General features: G+C 63.8%; 18 protein-coding genes. 13 read left to right on the plus strand and 5 right to left on the minus strand.

What is annotated here, in order from left to right; translation table 11 throughout:
- The first annotated feature begins 67 nt into the window (after window positions 1-67).
- The 6 genes from HU763_RS05105 to HU763_RS05130 all read left to right on the plus strand — a co-directional run bounded on the left by HU763_RS05105 (window position 68) and on the right by HU763_RS05130 (window position 6,808).
- On the plus strand, window positions 68-1,366 hold the full coding sequence (locus HU763_RS05105) for an ABC transporter substrate-binding protein (protein WP_186686132.1): 1,299 nt from the start codon (window positions 68-70) through the stop codon (window positions 1,364-1,366).
- A 181-nt stretch (window positions 1,367-1,547) separates the two neighbouring features.
- Window positions 1,548-2,456, plus strand: a complete 909-nt coding sequence (locus HU763_RS05110; RefSeq protein WP_186686130.1) for a carbohydrate ABC transporter permease — start codon at window positions 1,548-1,550, stop codon at window positions 2,454-2,456.
- Window positions 2,449-3,294 (plus strand): carbohydrate ABC transporter permease, encoded by an 846-nt coding sequence (locus tag HU763_RS05115; protein WP_170028458.1) that lies wholly within the window; start codon window positions 2,449-2,451, stop codon window positions 3,292-3,294. Before HU763_RS05110 ends, HU763_RS05115 begins: the two co-directional genes overlap by 8 nt.
- Before the next feature lie 3 nt (window positions 3,295-3,297).
- On the plus strand, window positions 3,298-4,452 hold the full coding sequence (locus tag HU763_RS05120) for an ABC transporter ATP-binding protein (RefSeq protein WP_186686129.1): 1,155 nt from the start codon (window positions 3,298-3,300) through the stop codon (window positions 4,450-4,452).
- A 41-nt stretch (window positions 4,453-4,493) separates the two neighbouring features.
- Window positions 4,494-5,837, plus strand: a complete 1,344-nt coding sequence (locus tag HU763_RS05125; RefSeq protein ID WP_170028460.1) for a carbohydrate porin — start codon at window positions 4,494-4,496, stop codon at window positions 5,835-5,837.
- Between the two features lie 116 nt (window positions 5,838-5,953).
- On the plus strand, window positions 5,954-6,808 hold the full coding sequence (locus HU763_RS05130) for a D-hexose-6-phosphate mutarotase (RefSeq protein WP_186686128.1): 855 nt from the start codon (window positions 5,954-5,956) through the stop codon (window positions 6,806-6,808).
- Here the strand turns inward: HU763_RS05130 and hexR are convergent.
- Window positions 6,801-7,664, minus strand: a complete 864-nt coding sequence (gene hexR, locus HU763_RS05135) for a DNA-binding transcriptional regulator HexR (RefSeq protein ID WP_169774905.1) — start codon at window positions 7,662-7,664, stop codon at window positions 6,801-6,803. The genes HU763_RS05130 and hexR overlap by 8 nt on opposite strands.
- 211 nt (window positions 7,665-7,875) lie before the next feature.
- Between hexR and zwf the strand changes: the two genes are divergently transcribed.
- Genes zwf through HU763_RS05150 form a run of 3 tightly spaced genes read left to right on the plus strand, consistent with a single transcriptional unit; the run spans window position 7,876 to window position 10,743 of the window.
- Window positions 7,876-9,345 (plus strand): glucose-6-phosphate dehydrogenase, encoded by a 1,470-nt coding sequence (zwf, locus tag HU763_RS05140; protein WP_186686126.1) that lies wholly within the window; start codon window positions 7,876-7,878, stop codon window positions 9,343-9,345.
- On the plus strand, window positions 9,332-10,045 hold the full coding sequence (pgl, locus tag HU763_RS05145; protein WP_186686124.1) for a 6-phosphogluconolactonase: 714 nt from the start codon (window positions 9,332-9,334) through the stop codon (window positions 10,043-10,045). Before zwf ends, pgl begins: the two co-directional genes overlap by 14 nt.
- A 17-nt stretch (window positions 10,046-10,062) precedes the next feature.
- Complete coding sequence (locus tag HU763_RS05150) at window positions 10,063-10,743, plus strand: bifunctional 4-hydroxy-2-oxoglutarate aldolase/2-dehydro-3-deoxy-phosphogluconate aldolase (RefSeq protein WP_170028464.1); 681 nt, start codon at window positions 10,063-10,065, stop codon at window positions 10,741-10,743.
- Window positions 10,744-10,981: 238 nt separating this feature from the next.
- Here HU763_RS05150 and leuA read toward each other — a convergent pair whose 3' ends face one another.
- The 4 genes from leuA to HU763_RS05170 form a co-directional block, all read right to left on the minus strand.
- A complete protein-coding gene (leuA, locus tag HU763_RS05155) occupies window positions 10,982-12,655 on the minus strand; it encodes a 2-isopropylmalate synthase (RefSeq protein WP_170028465.1) in 1,674 nt (557 codons plus the stop codon).
- Between the two features lie 431 nt (window positions 12,656-13,086).
- Window positions 13,087-13,914 carry a M23 family metallopeptidase gene (locus HU763_RS05160; RefSeq protein WP_186686122.1) on the minus strand — a complete coding sequence of 276 codons (828 nt, stop codon included), beginning with the start codon at window positions 13,912-13,914 and terminating at the stop codon, window positions 13,087-13,089.
- A gap of 3 nt (window positions 13,915-13,917) precedes the next feature.
- Window positions 13,918-15,297, minus strand: coding sequence for an exodeoxyribonuclease VII large subunit (gene xseA / locus HU763_RS05165; protein WP_186686120.1), 1,380 nt, complete (start codon window positions 15,295-15,297; stop codon window positions 13,918-13,920).
- A gap of 136 nt (window positions 15,298-15,433) precedes the next feature.
- Window positions 15,434-16,312 (minus strand): LysR family transcriptional regulator, encoded by an 879-nt coding sequence (locus HU763_RS05170; RefSeq protein ID WP_186686118.1) that lies wholly within the window; start codon window positions 16,310-16,312, stop codon window positions 15,434-15,436.
- Between the two features lie 97 nt (window positions 16,313-16,409).
- On the opposite strand from HU763_RS05170, the gene HU763_RS05175 reads away from it, so the two are divergent.
- The 4 genes from HU763_RS05175 (at window position 16,410) to guaA (ending at window position 20,985) form a co-directional block, all read left to right on the plus strand.
- A complete protein-coding gene (locus HU763_RS05175; RefSeq protein WP_186686115.1) occupies window positions 16,410-17,165 on the plus strand; it encodes a sulfite exporter TauE/SafE family protein in 756 nt (251 codons plus the stop codon).
- A gap of 50 nt (window positions 17,166-17,215) precedes the next feature.
- Entirely contained in the window at window positions 17,216-17,773 is a 558-nt protein-coding gene (locus HU763_RS05180; protein WP_186686113.1) for a sugar ABC transporter ATPase, read from the plus strand.
- Between the two features lie 86 nt (window positions 17,774-17,859).
- The gene (guaB, locus tag HU763_RS05185) at window positions 17,860-19,329 is read left to right on the plus strand and encodes an IMP dehydrogenase (RefSeq protein WP_085624113.1); all 1,470 of its coding nucleotides are present in this window, start codon (window positions 17,860-17,862) and stop codon (window positions 19,327-19,329) included.
- A gap of 78 nt (window positions 19,330-19,407) precedes the next feature.
- A complete protein-coding gene (gene guaA / locus HU763_RS05190) occupies window positions 19,408-20,985 on the plus strand; it encodes a glutamine-hydrolyzing GMP synthase (protein WP_170028471.1) in 1,578 nt (525 codons plus the stop codon).
- Window positions 20,986-21,158 lie beyond the last annotated feature (173 nt).

Below are 21,158 nucleotides of genomic sequence, written 5' to 3' on the forward strand. Positions count from 1 at the left end.
CGCTGTTTAGACTCAATGCAACGCAAGCGACCGACTTGCACGGCATAACAACAAGAAAGGTGCTTCGATGAACTCTACGCTTCGTCTCGCTGCCGCAATCTCCATTGCCTCGCTAGGGGCCTCCCTGTTCCCGCTCACTGCCCTGGCTGCCGATTCCAAAGGCAGTATCGAGGTGGTGCACTGGTGGACATCCGGTGGTGAAAAAGCGGCAGTCGATGTGCTCAAGGCCCAGGTCGAAAAAGATGGCTTCACCTGGAAGGACGGCGCAGTCGCTGGCGGCGGTGGTGCCACGGCCATGACCGTGCTCAAGAGCCGCGCCGTGGCGGGCAACCCGCCGGGTGTCGCACAGATCAAGGGCCCGGACATCCAGGACTGGGCAGCCACCGGCCTGCTCGACGCCGATGTGCTCAAGGATGTGGCCAAGGAAGAGAAGTGGGACACGCTGCTCGACAAGAAGGTCGCCGACACCGTGAAGTATGACGGTGACTACGTCGCCGTACCGGTGAACATCCATCGCATCAACTGGCTGTGGATCAACCCCGAAGTGTTCAAGAAAGCCGGCATCGACAAGGCGCCGACCACCCTCGACGAATTCTACGCCGCCGCCGACAAGCTCAAGGCCGCCGGTTTCATCCCGCTCGCCCATGGCGGCCAGCCGTGGCAGGACAGCACCGTATTCGAAAGCGTGGTGCTGGCCGTGATGGGGGTCGATGGCTACAAGAAGGCCCTGGTCGACCTCGACAGCGAGGCGCTGACCGGCCCGCAGATGATCAAGGCGCTGACCGAGCTGAAGAAGGTCGCCACCTACATGGACCCGGATGGCAAGGGCCAGGACTGGAACCTCGAAGCGGCCAAGGTCATCAACGGCAAGGCCGGTATGCAGATCATGGGCGACTGGGCCAAGAGCGAATGGACCCTGGCGAAGAAAACTGCCGGCAAGGACTACCAGTGCGTGCCATTCCCTGGCACGGACAAGGCTTTCCTCTACAACATCGACTCGCTGGTAGTGTTCAAGCAGAACGACGAAGGCACCGCCGCCGGGCAGCAGGACATCGCACGCAAGGTGCTGGGCCAGGACTTCCAGAAGGTGTTCAGCATCAACAAGGGCTCCATCCCGGTACGCAACGACATGCTCGCCGTCATGGGCAAGTACGGCTTCGATGCCTGCGCGCAAACCTCCGCCAAGGACTTCCTCGCCGATGCCAAGAGCGGCGGGCTGCAGCCGAGCATGGCGCACAACATGGCCACCACGCTGGCCGTGCAGGGCGCGTTCTTCGATGTGGTGACCAACTACATCAACGACCCGAAGGCCGACCCGGCCGATGCGGCGAAGAAGCTGGCGGCGGCGATCAAGGCTGCCCAGTAAAGCAGACGCGATTCCGTTGTAGGAGCGGCCTTGTGTCGCGATGGGCTGCGCAGCAGCCCCATAACCTGCGCACTCGATCTTCAAGGTAGGTAATCGTCCTTGAGTCCTTTGGGGCTGCTGTGCAGCCCATCGCGACACAAGGCCGCTCCTACAGGGGAGTGCGGCGCCTTCGAGGTGAACCATGACTACAGCAACCGCCCAACTGCGGGCCTCACCCCTGGACGCGCTTCAGCGCTGGCTGCCCAAGCTGGTGTTGGCGCCGAGCATGTTCATCGTCCTGGTGGGCTTCTACGGCTACATCCTCTGGACCTTTGTCCTGTCCTTCACCACGTCGACCTTCCTGCCGACCTACAAGTGGGCCGGCCTGGCCCAGTACGCCCGGCTGTTCGACAACGACCGCTGGTGGGTGGCGAGCAAGAACCTGCTGCTGTTCGGCGGCCTGTTCATCGCCATCAGCCTGGTCATCGGCGTGCTGCTGGCGGTCCTGCTGGACCAGCGGATCCGCCGCGAAGGCTTCATCCGCACCATCTACCTGTACCCCATGGCGCTGTCGATGATCGTCACCGGCACTGCCTGGAAGTGGCTGCTCAACCCGGGCATGGGCCTGGACAAGCTGCTGCGAGACTGGGGCTGGGAAGGTTTCCGCCTGGACTGGCTGATCGACCCGGACCGGGTGGTGTACTGCCTGGTGATTGCCGCGGTATGGCAGGCATCGGGCTTCATCATGGCGATGTTCCTCGCCGGCCTGCGCGGGGTCGACCCGTCGATCATCCGCGCCGCGCAGATCGACGGCGCCAGCCTGCCGCGCATCTACTGGCGTGTGGTGCTGCCCAGCTTGCGCCCGGTGTTCTTCAGCTCGCTGATGATTCTCGCGCACATTGCCATCAAGAGCTTCGACCTGGTGGCGGCATTGACCGCCGGCGGCCCGGGCTATTCGTCCGACCTGCCAGCGATGTTCATGTATTCGTTCACCTTCAGCCGCGGGCAGATGGGCATGGGCTCGGCCAGCGCCATCCTCATGCTCGGGGCGATCCTGGCGATCCTCGTGCCTTACCTGTACTCGGAGCTGCGGAGCAAACGCCATGCATAGCCCTGTCGACAAACCGGTGCTGAGCCTCAGCCGCATCGCCATCCACGCGGTGCTGTTGCTGGCCGTGTTGCTGTACCTGGTGCCGCTGGTGGTGATGCTGCTGACCAGCTTCAAGACCCCGGACGATATCAGCACCGGCAACCTGCTGAGCTGGCCGGCGGTGTTCAGCGGTATTGGTTGGGTCAAGGCCTGGGCCACGGTCAGCGGGTACTTCTGGAACTCGATCATGATCACCGTGCCGGCGGTACTGATCTCCACTGCCATCGGCGCGCTGAACGGCTACGTGCTGTCGATGTGGCGCTTCCGTGGTTCGCAGCTGTTCTTCGGCCTGCTGCTGTTCGGCTGCTTCCTGCCGTTCCAGACCGTGCTGCTGCCGGCCTCGTTCACCCTCGGCAAGCTCGGCCTGGCCAGCACCACCAGCGGCCTGGTGCTGGTGCACGTGGTCTATGGCCTGGCCTTTACCACGCTGTTCTTCCGCAACTTCTACGTGAGCGTCCCCGATGCGCTGGTCAAGGCTGCGCGGCTGGATGGCGCCGGGTTCTTCACCATCTTCCGCCGCATCATCCTGCCGATGTCCACGCCGATCATCATGGTCTGCCTGATCTGGCAGTTCACCCAGATCTGGAACGACTTCCTGTTTGGCGTGGTGTTCTCCAGCGGCGACTCGCAACCGATCACCGTGGCCTTGAACAACCTGGTCAACACCAGTACCGGGGCCAAGGAATACAACGTCGACATGGCGGCGGCGATGATTGCCGGCCTGCCAACCCTGCTGGTCTACGTGGTGGCAGGCAAATATTTCGTCCGCGGCCTGACGGCTGGCGCGGTAAAGGGGTAAGTCATGGCAACGCTCGAACTTCGCAATGTGAACAAGACCTACGGCAGCGGCTTGCCGGACACCCTCAAGGACATCCAGCTGTCGATCAAGGATGGCGAGTTCCTGATCCTGGTCGGCCCGTCGGGCTGCGGCAAGTCGACCTTGATGAACTGCATTGCCGGCCTGGAGCAGATCACCGGCGGGGCGATCCTCATCGACCAGCAGGATGTCAGTGGCATGAGCCCCAAGGATCGTGACATCGCCATGGTGTTCCAGTCCTACGCGCTGTACCCGACCATGAGCGTGCGCGAGAACATCGAGTTCGGCCTGAAGATCCGCAAGCTGCCCCAGGCTGCCATCGACGAAGAGGTGGCGCGGGTGGCCAAGCTGCTGCAGATCGAGCACCTGCTGGCGCGCAAGCCGGCGCAGCTGTCCGGTGGCCAGCAGCAGCGCGTGGCCATGGGCCGGGCGCTGGCGCGGCGGCCGAAGATCTACCTGTTCGATGAACCGCTGTCCAACCTCGATGCCAAGCTGCGTGTCGAGATGCGCACCGAAATGAAACTGATGCACCAGCGCCTGAAGACCACCACCGTGTACGTCACCCATGACCAGATCGAGGCCATGACCCTGGGCGACAAGGTAGCGGTGATGAAGGACGGCATCATCCAGCAGTTCGGCACCCCACAACAGATCTACAACGACCCGGCCAACCAGTTTGTCGCCAGCTTCATCGGTTCTCCGCCGATGAACTTCATCCCGGTACGCCTGACCAAACAGGATGGCCGCCTGCTGGCGCTGCTGGACAGTGGCCAGGCGCGCTGCGAACTGCCTTTGGGCCTGGCTGCCGACGAACTCGAGGGGCGCGAGATCATTCTGGGCATCCGTCCCGAGCAGATCGCGCTGGGCACCGGGGAGGGCAACAGCTTGCCGGGCATCCGCGCCGAGGTGCAGGTGACCGAACCTACCGGGCCGGACCTGCTGGTGTTCGTCACCCTCAACCAGACCAAGGTTTGCTGCCGCCTGGCGCCGGATGTGACGTGCCAGGTAGGTGACAACCTGAACCTGCAGTTCGACCCGGCCCGGGTGCTGCTGTTCGACGCCGACAGCGGCGAGCGCCTGCACCTGGCCAGCTCCGCCGCAGCAGTAAAGGACAACGTGGCTCACTTCAAGGGCCGTTGACTCGTCTACACCACCAATAAGAAAAAAGAGGACGCAAAGGGATGGAACAGCGCAAACGCATCAGGACATTGGGCTCGCTGGCCTTGCTTGCCATCGTTGGCAGCAGCGGGGCGCAGGCTGCCGAGGCCTTTTCCAGCGAATCGAAGTGGATGACCGGCGACTGGGGCGGCACCCGCACCGAACTGCTGGAAAAAGGTTACGACTTCACCCTGGATTATGTCGGTGAGGTAGCCGGCAACCTGCACGGCGGCTACAACGACGACAAGACCGCGCGCTACAGCGACCAGTTCGCGCTGGGCGCACACCTGGACCTGCAGAAAATCCTCGGCTGGCACGATGCCGAGTTCAAGCTGGCGATCACCGAGCGCAGTGGCCGCAACCTGTCCAACGACCGCATCAGCGACCCGCGCGCCGGGCAGTTCAGCTCGGTGCAGGAAGTGTGGGGCCGCGGCCAGACCTGGCGCCTGACCCAGATGTGGGTCAAGCAGAAGTACTTTGACGGTGCGCTGGACGTCAAATTCGGCCGCTTCGGCGAAGGCGAGGACTTCAACAGCTTCCCTTGCGACTTCCAGAACCTGGCCTTCTGCGGCTCGCAAGTGGGCAACTGGGTCGGTGGCATCTGGTACAACTGGCCGGTGAGCCAGTGGGCACTGCGGGTCAAGTACAACATCACCCCGGAATTCTTCGTCCAGGTCGGTGCCTTCGAGCAGAACCCTTCCAACCTGGAAACCGGCAACGGCTTCAAGCTCAGCGGCAGCGGCACCAAGGGCGCGATACTGCCGGTGGAAGCGGTGTGGTCACCCAAGGTCAATGGCCTGCCGGGCGAGTACCGCCTGGGTTACTACTACAGCACGGCCAAGGCCGATGATGTATTCGACGATGTCAACGGCAACCCGCAGGCGTTGACTGGCGAAGCCTTCAAGTCACACTCCAGCAAGCACGGCTGGTGGGTCGTGGCGCAACAGCAAGTCACTGCCCATGCTGGCGATGTCAACCGTGGCCTGAGCCTGTTCGCCAACTTCACCGTCCACGACAAGGCCACCAACGTGGTCGACAACTACCAGCAGGTAGGCCTGGTCTACAAGGGCGCCTTCGACGCCCGGCCCAAGGACGATATCGGCTTCGGTGTGGCACGTATTCATGTGAATGACGACGTCAAGAAACGCGCCGAGTTGCTCAATGCCCAGAGCGGTATCGACGATTACGACAACCCCGGCTTCGTGCCGCTGCAACGCACCGAATACAACGCCGAGCTCTATTACGGCTTCCACGTCACCAACTGGCTGACCGTGCGGCCCAACCTGCAGTACATCAAAAGCCCCGGCGGGGTCGATGAGGTGGACAATGCGTTGGTCGCAGGCTTGAAGATTCAGTCGTCATTCTAAGGGCAATTGTTGTAAATTTACGCCAATCCAATTTCGGCTCCCGGCACCCACTGGCCTGCAGTGGGTGCCAGGGATAGGCCGAGACAGCGCTATCTCAAACAACAAGAGCCCTGAACATGCCCGAACATCCGCTTCATCGCTTCTTCACCTCGCAGCGGCCCCGGCCGACATTCGAGTGGGAGCGTTACCAGCAGCGCGATGTGCTGATCATCGACCACCCACGTTGCCAGGCGGTGTTCAGCCGCCAGGGCGCGCAACTGCTGCATTTTCAGCCGGCCGGCGAACGGCCCTGGCTGTGGTGTGCCGAGCAGTGGCCGCAGGTTGGGGCGATCCGCGGTGGCGTGCCGGTGTGCTGGCCCTGGTATGGCCGTCACCCCAGCGAAGACCTGTGGCCAGCCCATGGCTGGGCGCGCCTGCTGGACTGGAAGCTGGTCGACAGCCGCGAGGACGAGGAGGGCGTTACCCTGAAATGGCGGCTGGACCTGTGCGACTGGCAGGTCGACCTGCATGCCCGGCTGGGCAGCCGCATGGAGCTGAGCCTGAGCACCGAGCACCAGGACAGCGAACCCTGCCAGCTGAGCCATGCCCTGCTGGCCTACTGGTGTATCAGTGACGTGTCCGAGATAGCGCTGTCCGGGCTCGAGGACATCGAAGGCTATGACCGCCTCAACCGCCAGGCCTGCCGTGAGGATGGCGCGCTGAAGCTCAAGGGCGGCTGCCAGAAGGTCTACCCCGGCACGCCACGGGTGCAACTGCAGGACCCGGCCTGGCAGCGTGAGCTGTGCATCGACACCGGCGACAGTGACGACACCGTGGTCTGGCACCCGGGCAACCGCCCGCTGATGGGCGTGACTGGCCGCGAATGCCAGCGCTTCGTCTGCGTCGAGGCCGCCAGTGGCAGTGGTGAAGGCCTGAGCCTGGCGCCGGGGCAGCGGGTACACCTGCGTTTGCAGGCGCACCGGCTCAGTTGAGTTCGTCGTCCTCGATCGGGTAGCGGCTGGCGTTGAGGCTTTCCTTGATCTTGCGCAGGTGCGGCTGGAAGTCCACGCCACGGCGCAGGGTCATGCCGGTGGCCAGCACATCGAGCACGGTCAGCTGGATGATCCGCGAGGTCATTGGCATGTAGATGTCGGTGTCTTCCGGCAACGGAATATGCAGGCTCAGGCTGCAGGCATTGGCCAATGGCGAACCGGCGGCCGTCAGGCCCAGCACCGAGGCGCCATTTTCCCGGGCAAGACGCGCCACTTCGACCAGTTCGCGGGTGCGTCCGGTGTAGGAAATGATCACGAACAGGTCGCCGGTGTGGGCGACCGAGGCCAGCATGCGTTGCATCAGTACGTCGGCGTGGGCCGACACCGCCAGGTTGAAGCGGAAGAACTTGTGCTGGGCATCCAGCGCCACCGGGGCAGAGGCGCCGAGGCCGAAGAAGTGGATCTGCCGCGCCTGGATCATCATGTCCACGGCACGGCTGACCTGCTGCGGGTCGAGTTGCTGGCAGGCGCTGTCGAGCGAGGCGATGGCGCTGGCGAAGATCTTCTGGGTATAGGCTGCCGGATCATCGTCGGCCTCCACCGCGCGGCTGACATAGGCGGCGCCACTGGCCAGGCTCTGCGCCAGCTGCAGCTTGAGTTCGGGGTAGCCGCTGACGCCGAACGAGCGGCAGAAGCGGTTGACGGTCGGCTCGCTGACCTTGGCCGCCTGGGCCAGCGCAGCGATGCTGAAACGGGTGGCTTGTTGCGGGTTGAGCAGGATGACTTCGGCGACTTTGCGTTCGGCCTTGTTCAGCTCGTCGAGGCGTCCCTGGATCTGTTCCAGGAGGTTTCGCACGCGGTCCATGGGTGTGTCCTTGGGTCGGGAAGACAGCCGGCTGTGGGAGCAGCAGGCTTTTTGCACGGTCGTCTATCGTACTGTCGGCGCGGTTGGCGTACCACTTGTCTGTAACACTTGTGTCGAATGTTGTGGTTTTTACTACATTATCCCTTGAAAACCGTATGTGAAAGCGGTATTCCTAGACCAACTTTAGGAAAGAACCAACATCATGGCTGCGATCAGTGTCGAACCTTGCACCTTTGCCCTGTTTGGCGCCCTCGGCGACCTGGCATTGCGCAAGCTGTTTCCTGCGCTTTATCAGCTCGACCGGGCCAACCTGTTGCACCCGGATACCCACCTGCTGGCCCTGGCCCGCGAGGCCGGTACTGCGCAGGAACACCTGAACAGTATCGAAGCGCACCTGCGCCGGCATGTACCCGAGGCTGACATAGAGCCTGCAGCGCTGGGCCGCTTCCTTGCCCGGCTGAGCTACCAGCACCTCGACTTCCTCCAGCCCGAGGGCTATCAGGCCTTGGCCGAACAGCTGCAGGGCGAGCAGCCGCTGATCGCCTATTTCGCCACGGCGGCGGCGGTGTACGGCGCCATCTGCGAAAACCTCGACAAGGCCGGTTTGGCTGCGCGCACCCGGGTGGTGCTGGAGAAGCCCATTGGCCACGACCTGGAGTCGTCGCGCCGGGTCAACGACGCCGTGGCACGGTTCTTCCCCGAGAACCGGGTCTACCGCATCGACCACTATCTGGGCAAGGAGACGGTGCAGAACCTGATCGCCCTGCGCTTTGCCAACAGCCTGTTCGAAACCCAGTGGAACCAGAACTCCATCTCCCACGTGGAGATTACCGTTGCCGAGAAGGTCGGTATCGAAGGCCGCTGGGGCTATTTCGACAAGGCCGGCCAGCTGCGCGACATGATCCAGAACCACCTGCTGCAGCTGCTGTGCCTGATCGCCATGGACCCGCCCAGCGAACTGTCCGCCGATGCCATCCGTGACGAGAAGGTCAAGGTGCTCAAGGCCCTGGCACCGATCACTGGCGAAGGGCTGAGCACCCGTGTGGTGCGTGGCCAGTACATTGCCGGCTACAGCGATGGCAAGCCGGTGCCCGGTTACCTCGAAGAAGACAACGCCAACGCCCAGAGCGATACCGAAACCTTCGTCGCCCTGCGTGCCGACATCCGCAACTGGCGCTGGTCGGGCGTGCCGTTCTACCTGCGTACCGGCAAGCGCATGCCGCAGAAACTGTCGCAGATCGTCATTCATTTCAAGGAAACGCCGCACTACATCTTTGCCCCGGAACAGCGTTTGCAAATCGGTAACAAGCTGATCATCCGCCTGCAACCGGACGAAGGCATTTCCCTGCGGGTGATGACCAAGGAGCAGGGCCTGGACAAGGGCATGCAACTGCGCAGCGGCCCGTTGCAGCTGAATTTTTCCGACACCTGGCGCAGCGCGAGGATTCCGGATGCCTACGAGCGGCTGTTGCTCGAGGTGATGCGCGGCAACCAGAACCTGTTCGTGCGCAAGGACGAAATCGAATATGCCTGGAAGTGGTGCGACCAGTTGATCGCCGGCTGGCGTAACGCGGGCGATGCACCGAAACCTTATGCGGCCGGTTCCTGGGGGCCGATGAGCTCGATTGCTCTGATCACACGCGACGGGAGGGCGTGGTATGGGGATATCTGAACTGAAACTGCCCGGCTCGGTGAACGTGCACGAGCTGGCCAACGCCAAGGCCCTGGCCGTGCGCCAGGCACATGACGTGGCTGTTCGCCTGCGCGAGGCGATCGCCAGCAAGGGCCAGGCCTGCCTGGTGCTGTCGGGCGGTCGCAGCCCGGTACCGTTCCTCGAACAGCTGGCCAGCGAAGACCTCGACTGGGCCAGGGTCACCGTCAGCCTCGCCGATGAGCGTTGGGTGCCAGTGGAACACGCCGACAGCAACGCCGGTCTGCTGGCTCGCCACCTGTTCAAGGGCGCCGCGGCCAAGGCCCGTTTCGTTGGCTTGTACCAGCAGGCGCAGAACCTCGACGCCGCTGCCAACAAGGCCGACCAGGCGCTGGCCGAGCTGCCGCCGATCGATGTGCTGGTGCTGGGCATGGGTGACGATGGCCATACCGCCTCGCTGTTCCCCGCCAGCCCCAACCTGGACGCCGCCCTCGACCTGGCCAACCCACGCCGCTGCCTGCCCTTGCTGGCACCGAGCGTACCGCGCCAGCGCCTGTCGATGACCCGCTCGCTGCTGGCCAGTGCCGCTTTCACCGCGCTGTCCGTGCAAGGGCAGGGCAAACTCGCTACCCTGCGCGCCGCGCTGGCTGGCACCGACCTTACGGAAATGCCGATTCGCGCTTTTCTTCACGCCCCCCTGGACATCTACTGGTGCCCATGAGCCAAGGATCCACAGTCATGACCACCCTCGAACGCCCACAGCCCAAGCTCTCGATGGCCGACAAAGCCGCACGGATCGATGCCATTTGCGAACAGGCGCGCATCCTGCCGGTGATCACCATCGCCCGCGAGGACGACATCCTGCCCTTGGCTGATGCCCTGGCCGCTGGCGGTATCCGTACCCTGGAAGTGACCTTGCGCTCCCAGCATGGCCTGAAGGCCATCCAGGTACTGCGCGAGCAGCGCCCGGAGCTTTGTGTCGGCGCCGGCACCGTGCTCGATCGCAGCATGTTCGCGGCGGTTGAAGCTGCAGGGGCGCAGTTCGTCGTTACCCCGGGCATCACCCAGGACATTCTCGAAGCGGGTGTAGACAGCGAGATTCCGCTGTTGCCGGGTATCAGCACGCCCTCCGAAATCATGATGGGCTACGCCCTGGGTTATCGCCGTTTCAAGCTGTTTCCGGCGGAAATTTGCGGCGGCGTTGCGGCGATCAAGGCCTTTGGCGGCCCGTTCGGCGACATTCGCTTCTGCCCGACCGGCGGGGTCAACCCGGCTAACGTGCGCAACTACATGGCGCTGCCGAATGTGATGTGCGTGGGCGGGACCTGGATGCTCGACAGCAGCTGGATCAAGAATGGCGATTGGGCGCGGATCGAGGCATGCAGTGCGGAGGCGATTGCGCTGCTGGACGCCAACTGAATTTGTTGTGTGCTTTACGGCTTATGGGGCGCTTGGTCAGCGCCCCTTTTTTTTGCCTGGAATTCGTCTGCTGTCTGTACCGGCCCTTTCGCGGGCTTGCCCGCTCCCACAAGTATCGCGCTGCTCCAGGTGCCGTGCAGTACCTGTGGGAGCGGGCGAGCCCGCGAAAGGGCCGGCACAGGCCAACAAAAAAGCCCGCATCAAACGATGCGGGCTTTCTTGTTCATCGGGGTACGGTTCAGGCGGCCTTGGCTTCCTGCTGGCTCAGCGAGCGGTTCAGTGCGCTGAACAGCGCCTTGAAGCTGGCGGTGGTGATGTTTTCATCGATACCCACGCCATGCACCGGACGACCGCCGGCTACGCGCAGCTCGATGTAGGCGGCAGCCTTGGCATTGGTGCCTGCGCCAATCGCGTGTTCGTTGTAGTCCATGATCTCGACGGCAATCGGCAGGCCGGCCACCAGGGCTTCCAGCGCGCCGTTACCCTTGCCGCGCCAGTGCAGGGTGGTCTCGCCTTCGCCGGCGACTTCCACTTCCACGGCGCTGTGGCCGTTTTCTTCCTGCAGGCGGTGGCTGACCAGCGCGTACGGCGCGTTGGCCTGGAGGTATTCCTTGTGCAGCAGGTTGTAGATCTGCTGGGCAGTCATTTCCAGGCCCAGGCGGTCGGTTTCACCTTGCACCACCTGGCTGAACTCGATCTGCATGCGGCGCGGCAGGCTGATGCCGTATTCCTGCTCGAGCAGGTAGGTGATGCCGCCTTTGCCCGACTGGCTGTTGACGCGGATCACCGCTTCATAGCTGCGGCCGATGTCGGCCGGGTCGATCGGCAGGTACGGCACTTCCCACAGCTCGCCTTCCTGTTGCTTGGCGAAGCCCTTGCGGATGGCGTCCTGGTGCGAGCCGGAGAATGCGGTGTGGACCAGGTCGCCCACGTACGGGTGACGCGGGTGCACCGGCAACTGGTTGCACTCTTCGACCACCTTGCGCACGCCATCGATGTCGGAGAAGTCCAGCAGCGGGTCGATGCCCTGGGTGTAGAGGTTCAACGCCAGGGTCACCAGGTCCACGTTGCCGGTACGTTCGCCGTTGCCGAACAGGCAGCCTTCGGCGCGGTCGGCACCGGCCATCAGGCCCAGCTCGGTGGCGGCGATGCCGGTGCCACGGTCGTTGTGGCAGTGCAGGCTGATGATCACGCTGTCGCGGCGGTTGATGTTGCGGCAGAACCACTCGATCTGGTCGGCGTACACGTTCGGCGTGGAGACCTCCACGGTGGCCGGCAGGTTGAGGATGATCTTGTGCTCAGGCGTGGGGTTCCATACCTCGATGACCGCGTCGCAGACTTCCTTGGCGAACTCCATTTCGGTGGCGCTGAAGGTTTCTGGCGAGTACTGGAAGGTCCACTGGGTTTCTGGCTGCTGCGCGGCGTATTTGACGAACAGCTTGGCCGCGTTCACCGCGATGTCCTTGACGCCTTGCTTGTCCTGGTTGAAGACGATGCGGCGGAACGACGGGCTGGTGGCGTTGTACAGGTGGACGATGGCCTTCTTCGCGCCGCGCAGCGACTCGAAGGTGCGGGCGATCAGGTCTTCACGGGCCTGGGTGAGCACCTGGATGGTGGTGTCGTCCGGGATGTGGCCGTCTTCGATCAGCGTGCGCACGAAGTCGAAATCGGTTTGCGAGGCAGACGGGAACGAGGCTTCGATTTCCTTCACGCCTACCTGCACCAGGGTCTTCCAGAAGCGCAGTTTCTTCTCCGAATCCATCGGCTCGATCAGCGACTGGTTGCCATCACGCAGGTCGGAGCTGCACCAGATCGGCGCGGCGGTGATGGTCTTCGACGGCCAGGTACGGTCAGGCAGGTCGATGGTCGGGAAAGCACGGTATTTCTTCGAAGGGTCTTTGAGCATGGTCATGGAAGCAATCCTTTTGTGTGCGGCCGAGATCGGGCCTGCCGAGCGATAACGAGATGAATAGGCGAGGCGATGCGATTCAGCCTGGTAGTCGGGCGCTGACCAGGCAGAGGCTGCGATGTTGTCGGAGCAGGATGAGGGTGCTGAAGGTTTTCATGCCTTCAACCCTAACCAGTGGGGTGGGGGATGGCAAGCGTTCACAAAAAATTGAGAGGAATGCTTAAAAAAAGCGCTTCGGCGAGATTTTATAGCTTGATTGAGCTGAGTACTTATTTATTTTTGCGTGGTATTTTTCGATGGCGCAACACGGTTGAACTGATGTCGACTGTGTTGGCCTCTTCGCGGGCGCGCCCGCTCCCACAGGTACGATGCAGCCTCAAGACGCAGCGCAATACCTGTGGGAGCGGGCATGCCCGCGAAGCAGACACGCGGTCTCAGGGCTGGAATGCCCCAATGAAAATCGCCGGATCCACCCGCGCATCATTCAGGCTGACATTCCAGTGCATATGTGGCCCGGTAGCCCGCCCGGTCGAGCCCACCCGGCCGACCACGTCACCCCGGCGCAGTGGTTGGCCCACCTGCACGTCGATCTTGGACATGTGGCAGAACATGCTGATGAAGCCCTGCCCATGGTCGACGAACACCGTGCGGCCATTGAAGAAGTAATCGCCCACCAGGATCACCTTGCCATTGGCCGGGGTCTTGATCGGCGTGCCGGCCGGCACCGCGAAGTCCAGCCCGGCATGCGGGTTGCGTTCTTCGCCATTGAAGAAGCGCCGCACGCCGAACTTGCTCGACAGCGGGCCATTGACCGGTTTGTCGAGGATCAGGTTGCTCGGCAGCGCTGGACTGAAGCTGCGGTAGGCCGCGATCTGCTCGGCCAGTTCGCGGTCGATGCGTTTGAGGTCGGCCGGGTTCGGGTTGACCTGGCGGGTGTTCTTCAGGGTAATGCGCTGTTCGGGGTATTTCTTGCTGGTGACGGTGAAGGGCAGGGTGCGGTCGCCCTGGCTCAGCAGCGCAGTACCCGGCTTCTGGGTCAGCGGGATACCGACGATGGCCAGCCAGTTGTCCTGCTCCTTCACCACCAGCACCGGCTTGCCGTCGAAGCGGGCGCTGGGCGCGCTGGCGGCGGGGCCGAGGTCGACCACTGCAACGCCGCCGGGTACCGGCTTGTTCAGCGTGCGGGTGATATAGCTGGCCTGGGCGCCGCCGGCCAGCAGCAGGAGGGAAAGGGCAAGCAGGGGCGCGAGCAGGCGAGGCATGTGTCAGTCCAGAAGTGAGAGGGTGACCGGGGTCAGGTGGTTGTCTTCGACCCGCACCAACAGCTCGCCTTCGTTCAGGCGCGCGGTCAGGCGCTGGCCATTGCGGGTTTGTCCGGCGCTGCGGATAGCCTGGCCCTGCTCGTCCAGCAGAATGCTGTAGCCGCGGGCAAGCGTGGCCAGGGGGCTGACCACCTGCAGCGTCTGCAGTTGGGCCTGGAAGCGCTGACGACGGTCCTTGAGCACCTCGCGCATGGCCCGTGGCAGGCGTTCGGCCAGGCTGTCCAGGCGCTGGCCCAGCAGTTTCAGGGTGCGACCGGGGTGCTGCGCAGCCAGGCGGGTATCCAGCCGTGCCAGGCGTTCGTGGCGCTGGTTGAGGCTGAGCATGAATGCCCGGCGCAGACGCATGTCCAGGTCATCCAGGCGCTGCGCCTGCTGGCGCAGGCGCTCGCCCGGGTGACGCAAGCGCCGGGTCAGCGATTCGAGGCGCAGGCGGTCGTGGCTCAGGCGGTTCTGCATGCGTAGCAACAGGCGCCGTTGCAGGCCATCCAGGCGTTGCTGCAGGCCGCTGTTGTCGGGTGCCAGCAGCTCGGCGGCGGCCGACGGCGTGGGGGCGCGCACGTCAGCGACGAAATCGCTGATCGAGACATCGGTTTCATGGCCCACGGCGCTGACGATCGGCGTGACGCAGGCCGCCACGGCGCGCGCCACGGCTTCTTCGTTGAAGCACCACAAGTCTTCCAGCGAGCCGCCGCCCCGGGCCAGGATCAGTGCATCGAAACCGAGGCTGTCGGCCAGGCGGATGGCGCGCACGATCTGGGCAATCGCTTCGCGACCCTGCACGGCGGTGGGGATCAGGTTCAGTTCCACTTGCGGGGCGCGGCGGCCGAACACGCTGATGATGTCGCGGATCACTGCGCCGGTGGGCGAGGTGATGATGCCGATGCGCTGCGGGTGGGCGGGCAGCGGTCGCTTGCGTTCGGCGCTGAACAGCCCTTCGGCGCCGAGCTTTTCCTTCAGCGCCTCGAAGGCCAGGCGCAAGGCGCCGTCACCGGCCGGCTCGACGGTATCGAGGATCAGTTGGTAATCGCCACGCCCCTCGAACAACGACACCTTGCCACGTACCCGCACCGCCAGGCCATCGCGCAGGGCCTGGCGCACCCGCGTGGCGTTTTGCCGGAACAGCGCGCAGCGCACTTGCGCGCCGCTGTCCTTGAGGGTGAAGTACATGTGGCCGGACGCCGGGCGGGCGAGGTTGGAAATCTCGCCTTCCACCCACACGCTGCGGAACACGTCTTCCAGCAGCACGCGAGCGCGGCCGTTGAGTTGGCTGACGGTGAGGACCTCGCGGTCCAGGCCGAGTCGTTCGAAAGGGTCTCTGATCATGCCGGGCATCATAAAGGACATCGGCCCCGGTTGTCTGTCCCGGCCCTATCGCCGGCAAGCCGGCTCCTACCGCTATCGCGCTGGCTTGGGCGCCATGCTGTCGCTGTGGCGGCCGGCTTGCCGGCGATGGGGCCGTTCAGGCCTGCATCGCCGTCACGAACTGGCGCACCAGCGGCCCTGCATCACGCCGGCAGGCCAGCGCCACGGTACTCTCACATTCCCCCGCCAGCGCCACGAAGCTGACCGAAGCCGGTGCAATCTCACGCATGCATTCCGGCAACAACGCCACGCCGAAGCCCGCCTGTATCAACTGCAACTGCGTGGTCTTGCGCGACAGCACCTGCGCCGCCTGCGGAAAGAAACCTGCCGCCATGCACAACGAGGCCGCCAGGTAGCTCAGCCCGCCACGGTCCCGATGCGGGATGGAAATGAAACGCTCCTCGCGCAACTGCTCCAGCTGCACCTGTACCGCGCTGGCCAGGGGATGCCCGGCGGCGACCGCCAGCAGCAGGGGCTCACTGAACAGTGCCTGCAGCATCACCCCTTCATGCTGGCGCAGTACTGGCAAGCGCAGCAGGCCAACATCCAGCCGCCCCGCGGCGATATCCTCCAGCTGTGCCTCCGACGATTGCTGGGCGATCTCCAGCGAAATGCCCGGGTTGCCGCTCAGGTAGCTGCCCAGGCGAGCCAGCAGCAGGCCGCTCAGCGGCACCGTACTGGAGTGGTTCAGGCGCAGGCTGCCTTGCCGCCCCTCGCCAATGTCGCGGGTTACCCGCTCGGCCTGCGCCAGTTCCGCCAGCAGCCGGCGCGCCCGTTGCAGGAAAACCTGGCCAGCCAATGTCAGGCGCGGCAGACGTGCCGTGCGCTCGAACAGCGGAGTGGCCAATTGCTGTTCCAGCTCCTTGATTTGCCGGCTCAGTGCCGACTGGGCGATGTACAACCGTTCGGCCGCGGCACTGAAGCTGCCGCATTCGGCGATTTCCACGAAGTAACGCAACTGGCGGATCGACGTCATGTCATGCCTTTTCGAGATGGGTGTGGCAACAAAGGCATATTAGTCGGCATGACTCGTCGCTGGCTAACCTTTGCCTGTATTCCTCGGAACCGCTGCCATGCTCGCTCAATTGTCGTTTTCCGGCCTCGACTGGCTACCCGTCCTGCTGGGTGTAGGCGCCGCCTACATCGTGTTCGGCATTGCCGGGTTCGGCACCGCGCTGGTGGCTGGGCCGATCCTCATCCACTTCATGCCGTTGTCGCGGATCATCCCGTTGCTGGTGCTGCTCGACTTCGTCGCCGCCTTCGGCAACCTGCTGCCCTCGCGCCGCGACGTGGTGCGCGGCGAGCTGCTGCGGTTGCTGCCGTTCATGGCCATCGGTTGCACGCTGGGCGTGGTGTTCCTGTTGCAGTTGAAGTCCGACCTGCTACTGCTGCTGATGGGGCTGTTCGTGACCGCCTATGCCCTGTACGGGCTGGCGGTGAAGGTGCGGCCGGCGAGCCTGTCCGGCGTGTGGGCGGCACCGATGGGCACGGCGGGCGGAATGTTCGGCGCCTTGTTCGGCAGCGGCGGCTTCCTTTACGCGCTGTACCTGAGTGCGCGGCTGGAGGCAAAGGAACAGGTCCGCGCCACCCAGAGCGCGTTGATCAGCTGCAGTACGCTGGTGCGCCTGACGCTGTTCCTGGTCGCCGGCGTGTATGCCGACCAGAGCCTGCTGCTACTCGCCGCCTGCCTGCTGCCGGTGATGGGCGCCGGGCTCTGGGCCGGGCGCAGGCTGACCCACCGCCTGTCCCGTGAAGCCTTCGTGCGCCTGGTCACCTGGCTGGTGCTGGCCAGCGGCCTGGCGCTGATCGGTCGCTACCTGAGTACCTGAGCAGGCGGTAGAATTGCAGCACAACCGCAGTTCTCAGGCTTGCCCCGTTCATGAACACCCAAAGCATCATCGTTCCCAAACTGTCCACGGTCCCGGTGCACGAAGCCCGGGCTCGCGCCATCCTGCGCTGGCTGGTGCGCGAAAAGATCGTCGAGGAGCAACTGACCACCTGTGGTCGCACCGGCAACCGCATGGGCCATGCCTTGGCCGAAGGTGCCCGCAAAGTGGCCCTGCACCCGGAAAGACTGCCCTTCGGCGAGCCGGTCAACGGCCTGGAAGTGATGCTCAAGCGCTGCATCTATACGCCCACCGAAGGTTTCCTCGAAGAAGCCGGTTGCCCGGAATGCCGGCGCGAGGTGGGCGAGCCGCTGTTCGAAAGCCTGGAGGAATGGATGCCGGCGGTGAGCGACAACTTCACCTGCCCGCTGTGCGGCTTCGAAGACGACATCAACGGCTTCATTTTTCTGCAGCCATGTGCCTTTTCCAACCTGGGGTTCATCTTCAACAACTGGGGCGAGGCCGGGTTCACCCCGGCCTTTCTCGACAGCTTCGCCGACTGGCTCGACCAGCCGGTGGCGGTGGTACAGGTAAAACTGCCACAAGGCTGACCGAAGGCCCTTATTTTGCATTGAGCGGCGCGCCGTGCATGAGTATAATGGCGCGCTTCCATTTTTCCCGCCCGGGAGCCCCCGCGATGCTGCGTATCAGCCAAGAAGCCCTGACCTTCGACGATATCCTCCTTGTACCTGGCTATTCCGAGGTACTGCCCAATGAAGTCAGTCTCAAGACCCGTTTGACCCGTGGCATCGAGCTGAACATTCCGCTGGTTTCCGCCGCCATGGATACCGTGACCGAAGCGCGCCTGGCCATTGCCATGGCCCAGGAAGGCGGTATCGGCATCATCCACAAGAACATGACCATCGAACAGCAGGCCAGCGAAGTCCGCAAGGTCAAGAAGTTCGAGGCTGGCGTGGTCAAGGACCCGATCACCATCGACGCCGACGCCACCGTGCGCGACCTGTTCGACCTGACCCGCCTGAACAACATCTCCGGTGTTCCGGTGCTGGCCAATGGCGACCTGGTCGGTATCGTCACCTCCCGTGACGTGCGCTTCGAAAGCCGCCTGGACGCCAAGGTGCGCGACGTGATGACCCCGAAAGAGCGTCTGGTCACTGTCCGCGAAGGCGCCGACAAGAACGAAGTCCGCGAGCTGCTGCACAAGCACCGCCTGGAAAAAGTCCTGATCGTCGACGACAAGTTCAACCTCAAGGGCATGATGACCGTCAAGGACATCGAAAAGGCCAAGGCCTACCCGCTGGCAAGCAAGGATGACCAGGGTCGCCTGCGCGTCGGCGCCGCCGTCGGTACCGGCAAGGACACCGGCGAGCGCGTTGCCGCCCTGGTTGCCGCTGGCGTTGACGTGGTGGTTGTCGACACTGCCCACGGCCACTCCAAAGGCGTTATCGACCGCGTTCGCTGGGTGAAGGAGAACTACCCGCAAGTGCAGGTGATCGGCGGCAACATCGCCACCGGCGCTGCGGCCAAGGCCCTGGCCGAAGCCGGTGCCGATGCCGTCAAGGTCGGTATCGGCCCAGGCTCGATCTGCACCACCCGTATCGTTGCCGGTGTCGGCGTGCCGCAAATCAGCGCCATCGCCAACGTTGCCGCAGCACTGGAAGGCACTGGCGTGCCGCTGATCGCCGATGGCGGCATCCGTTTCTCCGGTGACCTGTCCAAGGCCATCGTCGCCGGTGCTTCCTGCGTGATGATGGGTTCGATGTTCGCCGGTACCGAAGAGGCCCCGGGTGAAGTCGAACTGTTCCAGGGCCGTTCCTACAAGGCCTATCGCGGCATGGGCTCGCTGGGTGCCATGGCACAGGCGCAAGGCTCGTCCGACCGCTACTTCCAGGACTCCTCGGCCGGTGCCGAGAAGCTGGTACCGGAAGGCATCGAAGGCCGCGTTCCCTACAAGGGTGCCCTGGCGGCGATCATCCACCAGCTGATGGGCGGCCTGCGTTCGTCCATGGGCTACACCGGCAGCGCGACCATCGAAGAGATGCGTACCAAGCCGGAGTTCGTGCGCATCACCGGTGCCGGCATGGCCGAGTCCCACGTGCATGACGTGCAGATCACCAAAGAAGCCCCTAACTACCGCGTAGGCTGAGGCTTCCGGCAATACCTGTTAGCGGGGCTGTCACGACAGCCCCGCGTCGTTTCCGATTTCCACTGACGAGATTGAGTCATGGCCCTCGACATTCACGCTCACCGCATCCTGATCCTCGATTTCGGTTCCCAGTACACCCAGCTGATCGCCCGCCGCGTGCGCGAGATCGGCGTGTACTGCGAACTGCACCCGTTCGACATGGACGATGAAGCGATCCGTGCATTCAACCCGCGCGGCATCATCCTCGCCGGCGGCCCCGAGTCGGTCCACGAAGCCAACAGCCCACGTGCCCCGCAGGCGGTGTTCGACCTCAACGTACCGGTGCTGGGCATCTGCTACGGCATGCAGACCATGGCCGAGCAGATGGGCGGCAAGGTCGAAGGTTCCGACCTGCGTGAATTCGGTTATGCCCGCGTGGACGTGGTCGGCAAGAGCCGCCTGCTCGATGGCATCGAAGACCACATCGACGCCGACGGCCTGCTGGGCCTGGACGTGTGGATGAGCCACGGTGACAAGGTCACCCAGATGCCGAGCAACTTCCACGTGCTGGCCAGCACCCCGAGCTGCCCGATCGCCGGCATGTTCGACGACGCGCGTGGCTACTACGGCGTGCAGTTCCACCCGGAAGTGACCCACACCAAGCAGGGCGGTCGTATCCTGTCCCGTTTCGTGCAGGACATCTGCGGCTGCGAAGCCCTGTGGACGCCTTCCAACATCGTTGAAGACGCCATCGCCCAGGTACGTGAGCAAGTCGGTTCGGCCAACGTCCTGCTGGGCCTGTCCGGCGGTGTCGACAGCTCGGTGGTTGCCGCACTGCTGCACCGCGCCATCGGCGACCAGCTGACCTGCGTATTCGTCGACAACGGCCTGCTGCGCCTGCACGAAGGCGACCAGGTGATGGCCATGTTCAAGGAGAACATGGGCGTCAAGGTGATCCGCGCCGACGCTGAAAAGCAGTTCCTCGACAACCTGGCCGGCGAAGCCGACCCGGAGAAGAAGCGCAAGATCATCGGTCGCACCTTCATCGACGTGTTCGACGCCGAAGCCAGCAAGCTGGAAAACATCCAGTTCCTGGCCCAGGGCACCATCTACCCGGACGTGATCGAGTCGGCTGGCGCCAAGAGCGGCAAGGCCCACGTGATCAAGTCGCACCACAACGTGGGTGGCCTGCCAGAGGAAATGAACCTCAAGCTGGTCGAGCCCCTGCGTGAACTGTTCAAGGACGAAGTGCGCAAGATCGGCCTGGAGCTGGGCCTGCCGTACGACATGGTCTACCGCCACCCGTTCCCGGGCCCGGGCCTGGGCGTGCGTATCCTCGGTGAAGTGAAGAAGGAATACGCCGACATCCTGCGTCGCGCTGACCACATCTTCATCGAAGAGCTGCGCAAGGCCGACTGGTACCACAAGACCAGCCAGGCCTTCGTGGTGTTCCAGCCGGTCAAGTCGGTGGGTGTCGTCGGCGATGGCCGTCGCTACGCCTGGGTCGTGGCCCTGCGTGCCGTCGAAACCGTGGACTTCATGACCGCGCGCTGGGCGCACCTGCCATACGAGCTGCTGGAAACCGTCAGCGGCCGTATCATCAACGAAATCGACGGTATCTCGCGCGTGACTTACGACGTGTCGAGCAAGCCGCCGGCGACCATCGAGTGGGAATGATCCCGCGTCTGGCACTGCCCGGCACGATTTAGCAAAAAATGCCCTGAAGCCCGCTTAATTGCGGGTTTTTGGCTTTTTAGGTCTGGCAAGTTCAGGTAGCGTTCTGCATCGCCAAGCATGGTTTTTTTATGGCATGGTACGGGGTACCAACTGCATCCGATGCCATGCATGAC

Source organism: Pseudomonas anuradhapurensis, assembly GCF_014269225.2.
Taxonomy (GTDB): domain Bacteria; phylum Pseudomonadota; class Gammaproteobacteria; order Pseudomonadales; family Pseudomonadaceae; genus Aquipseudomonas; species Aquipseudomonas anuradhapurensis.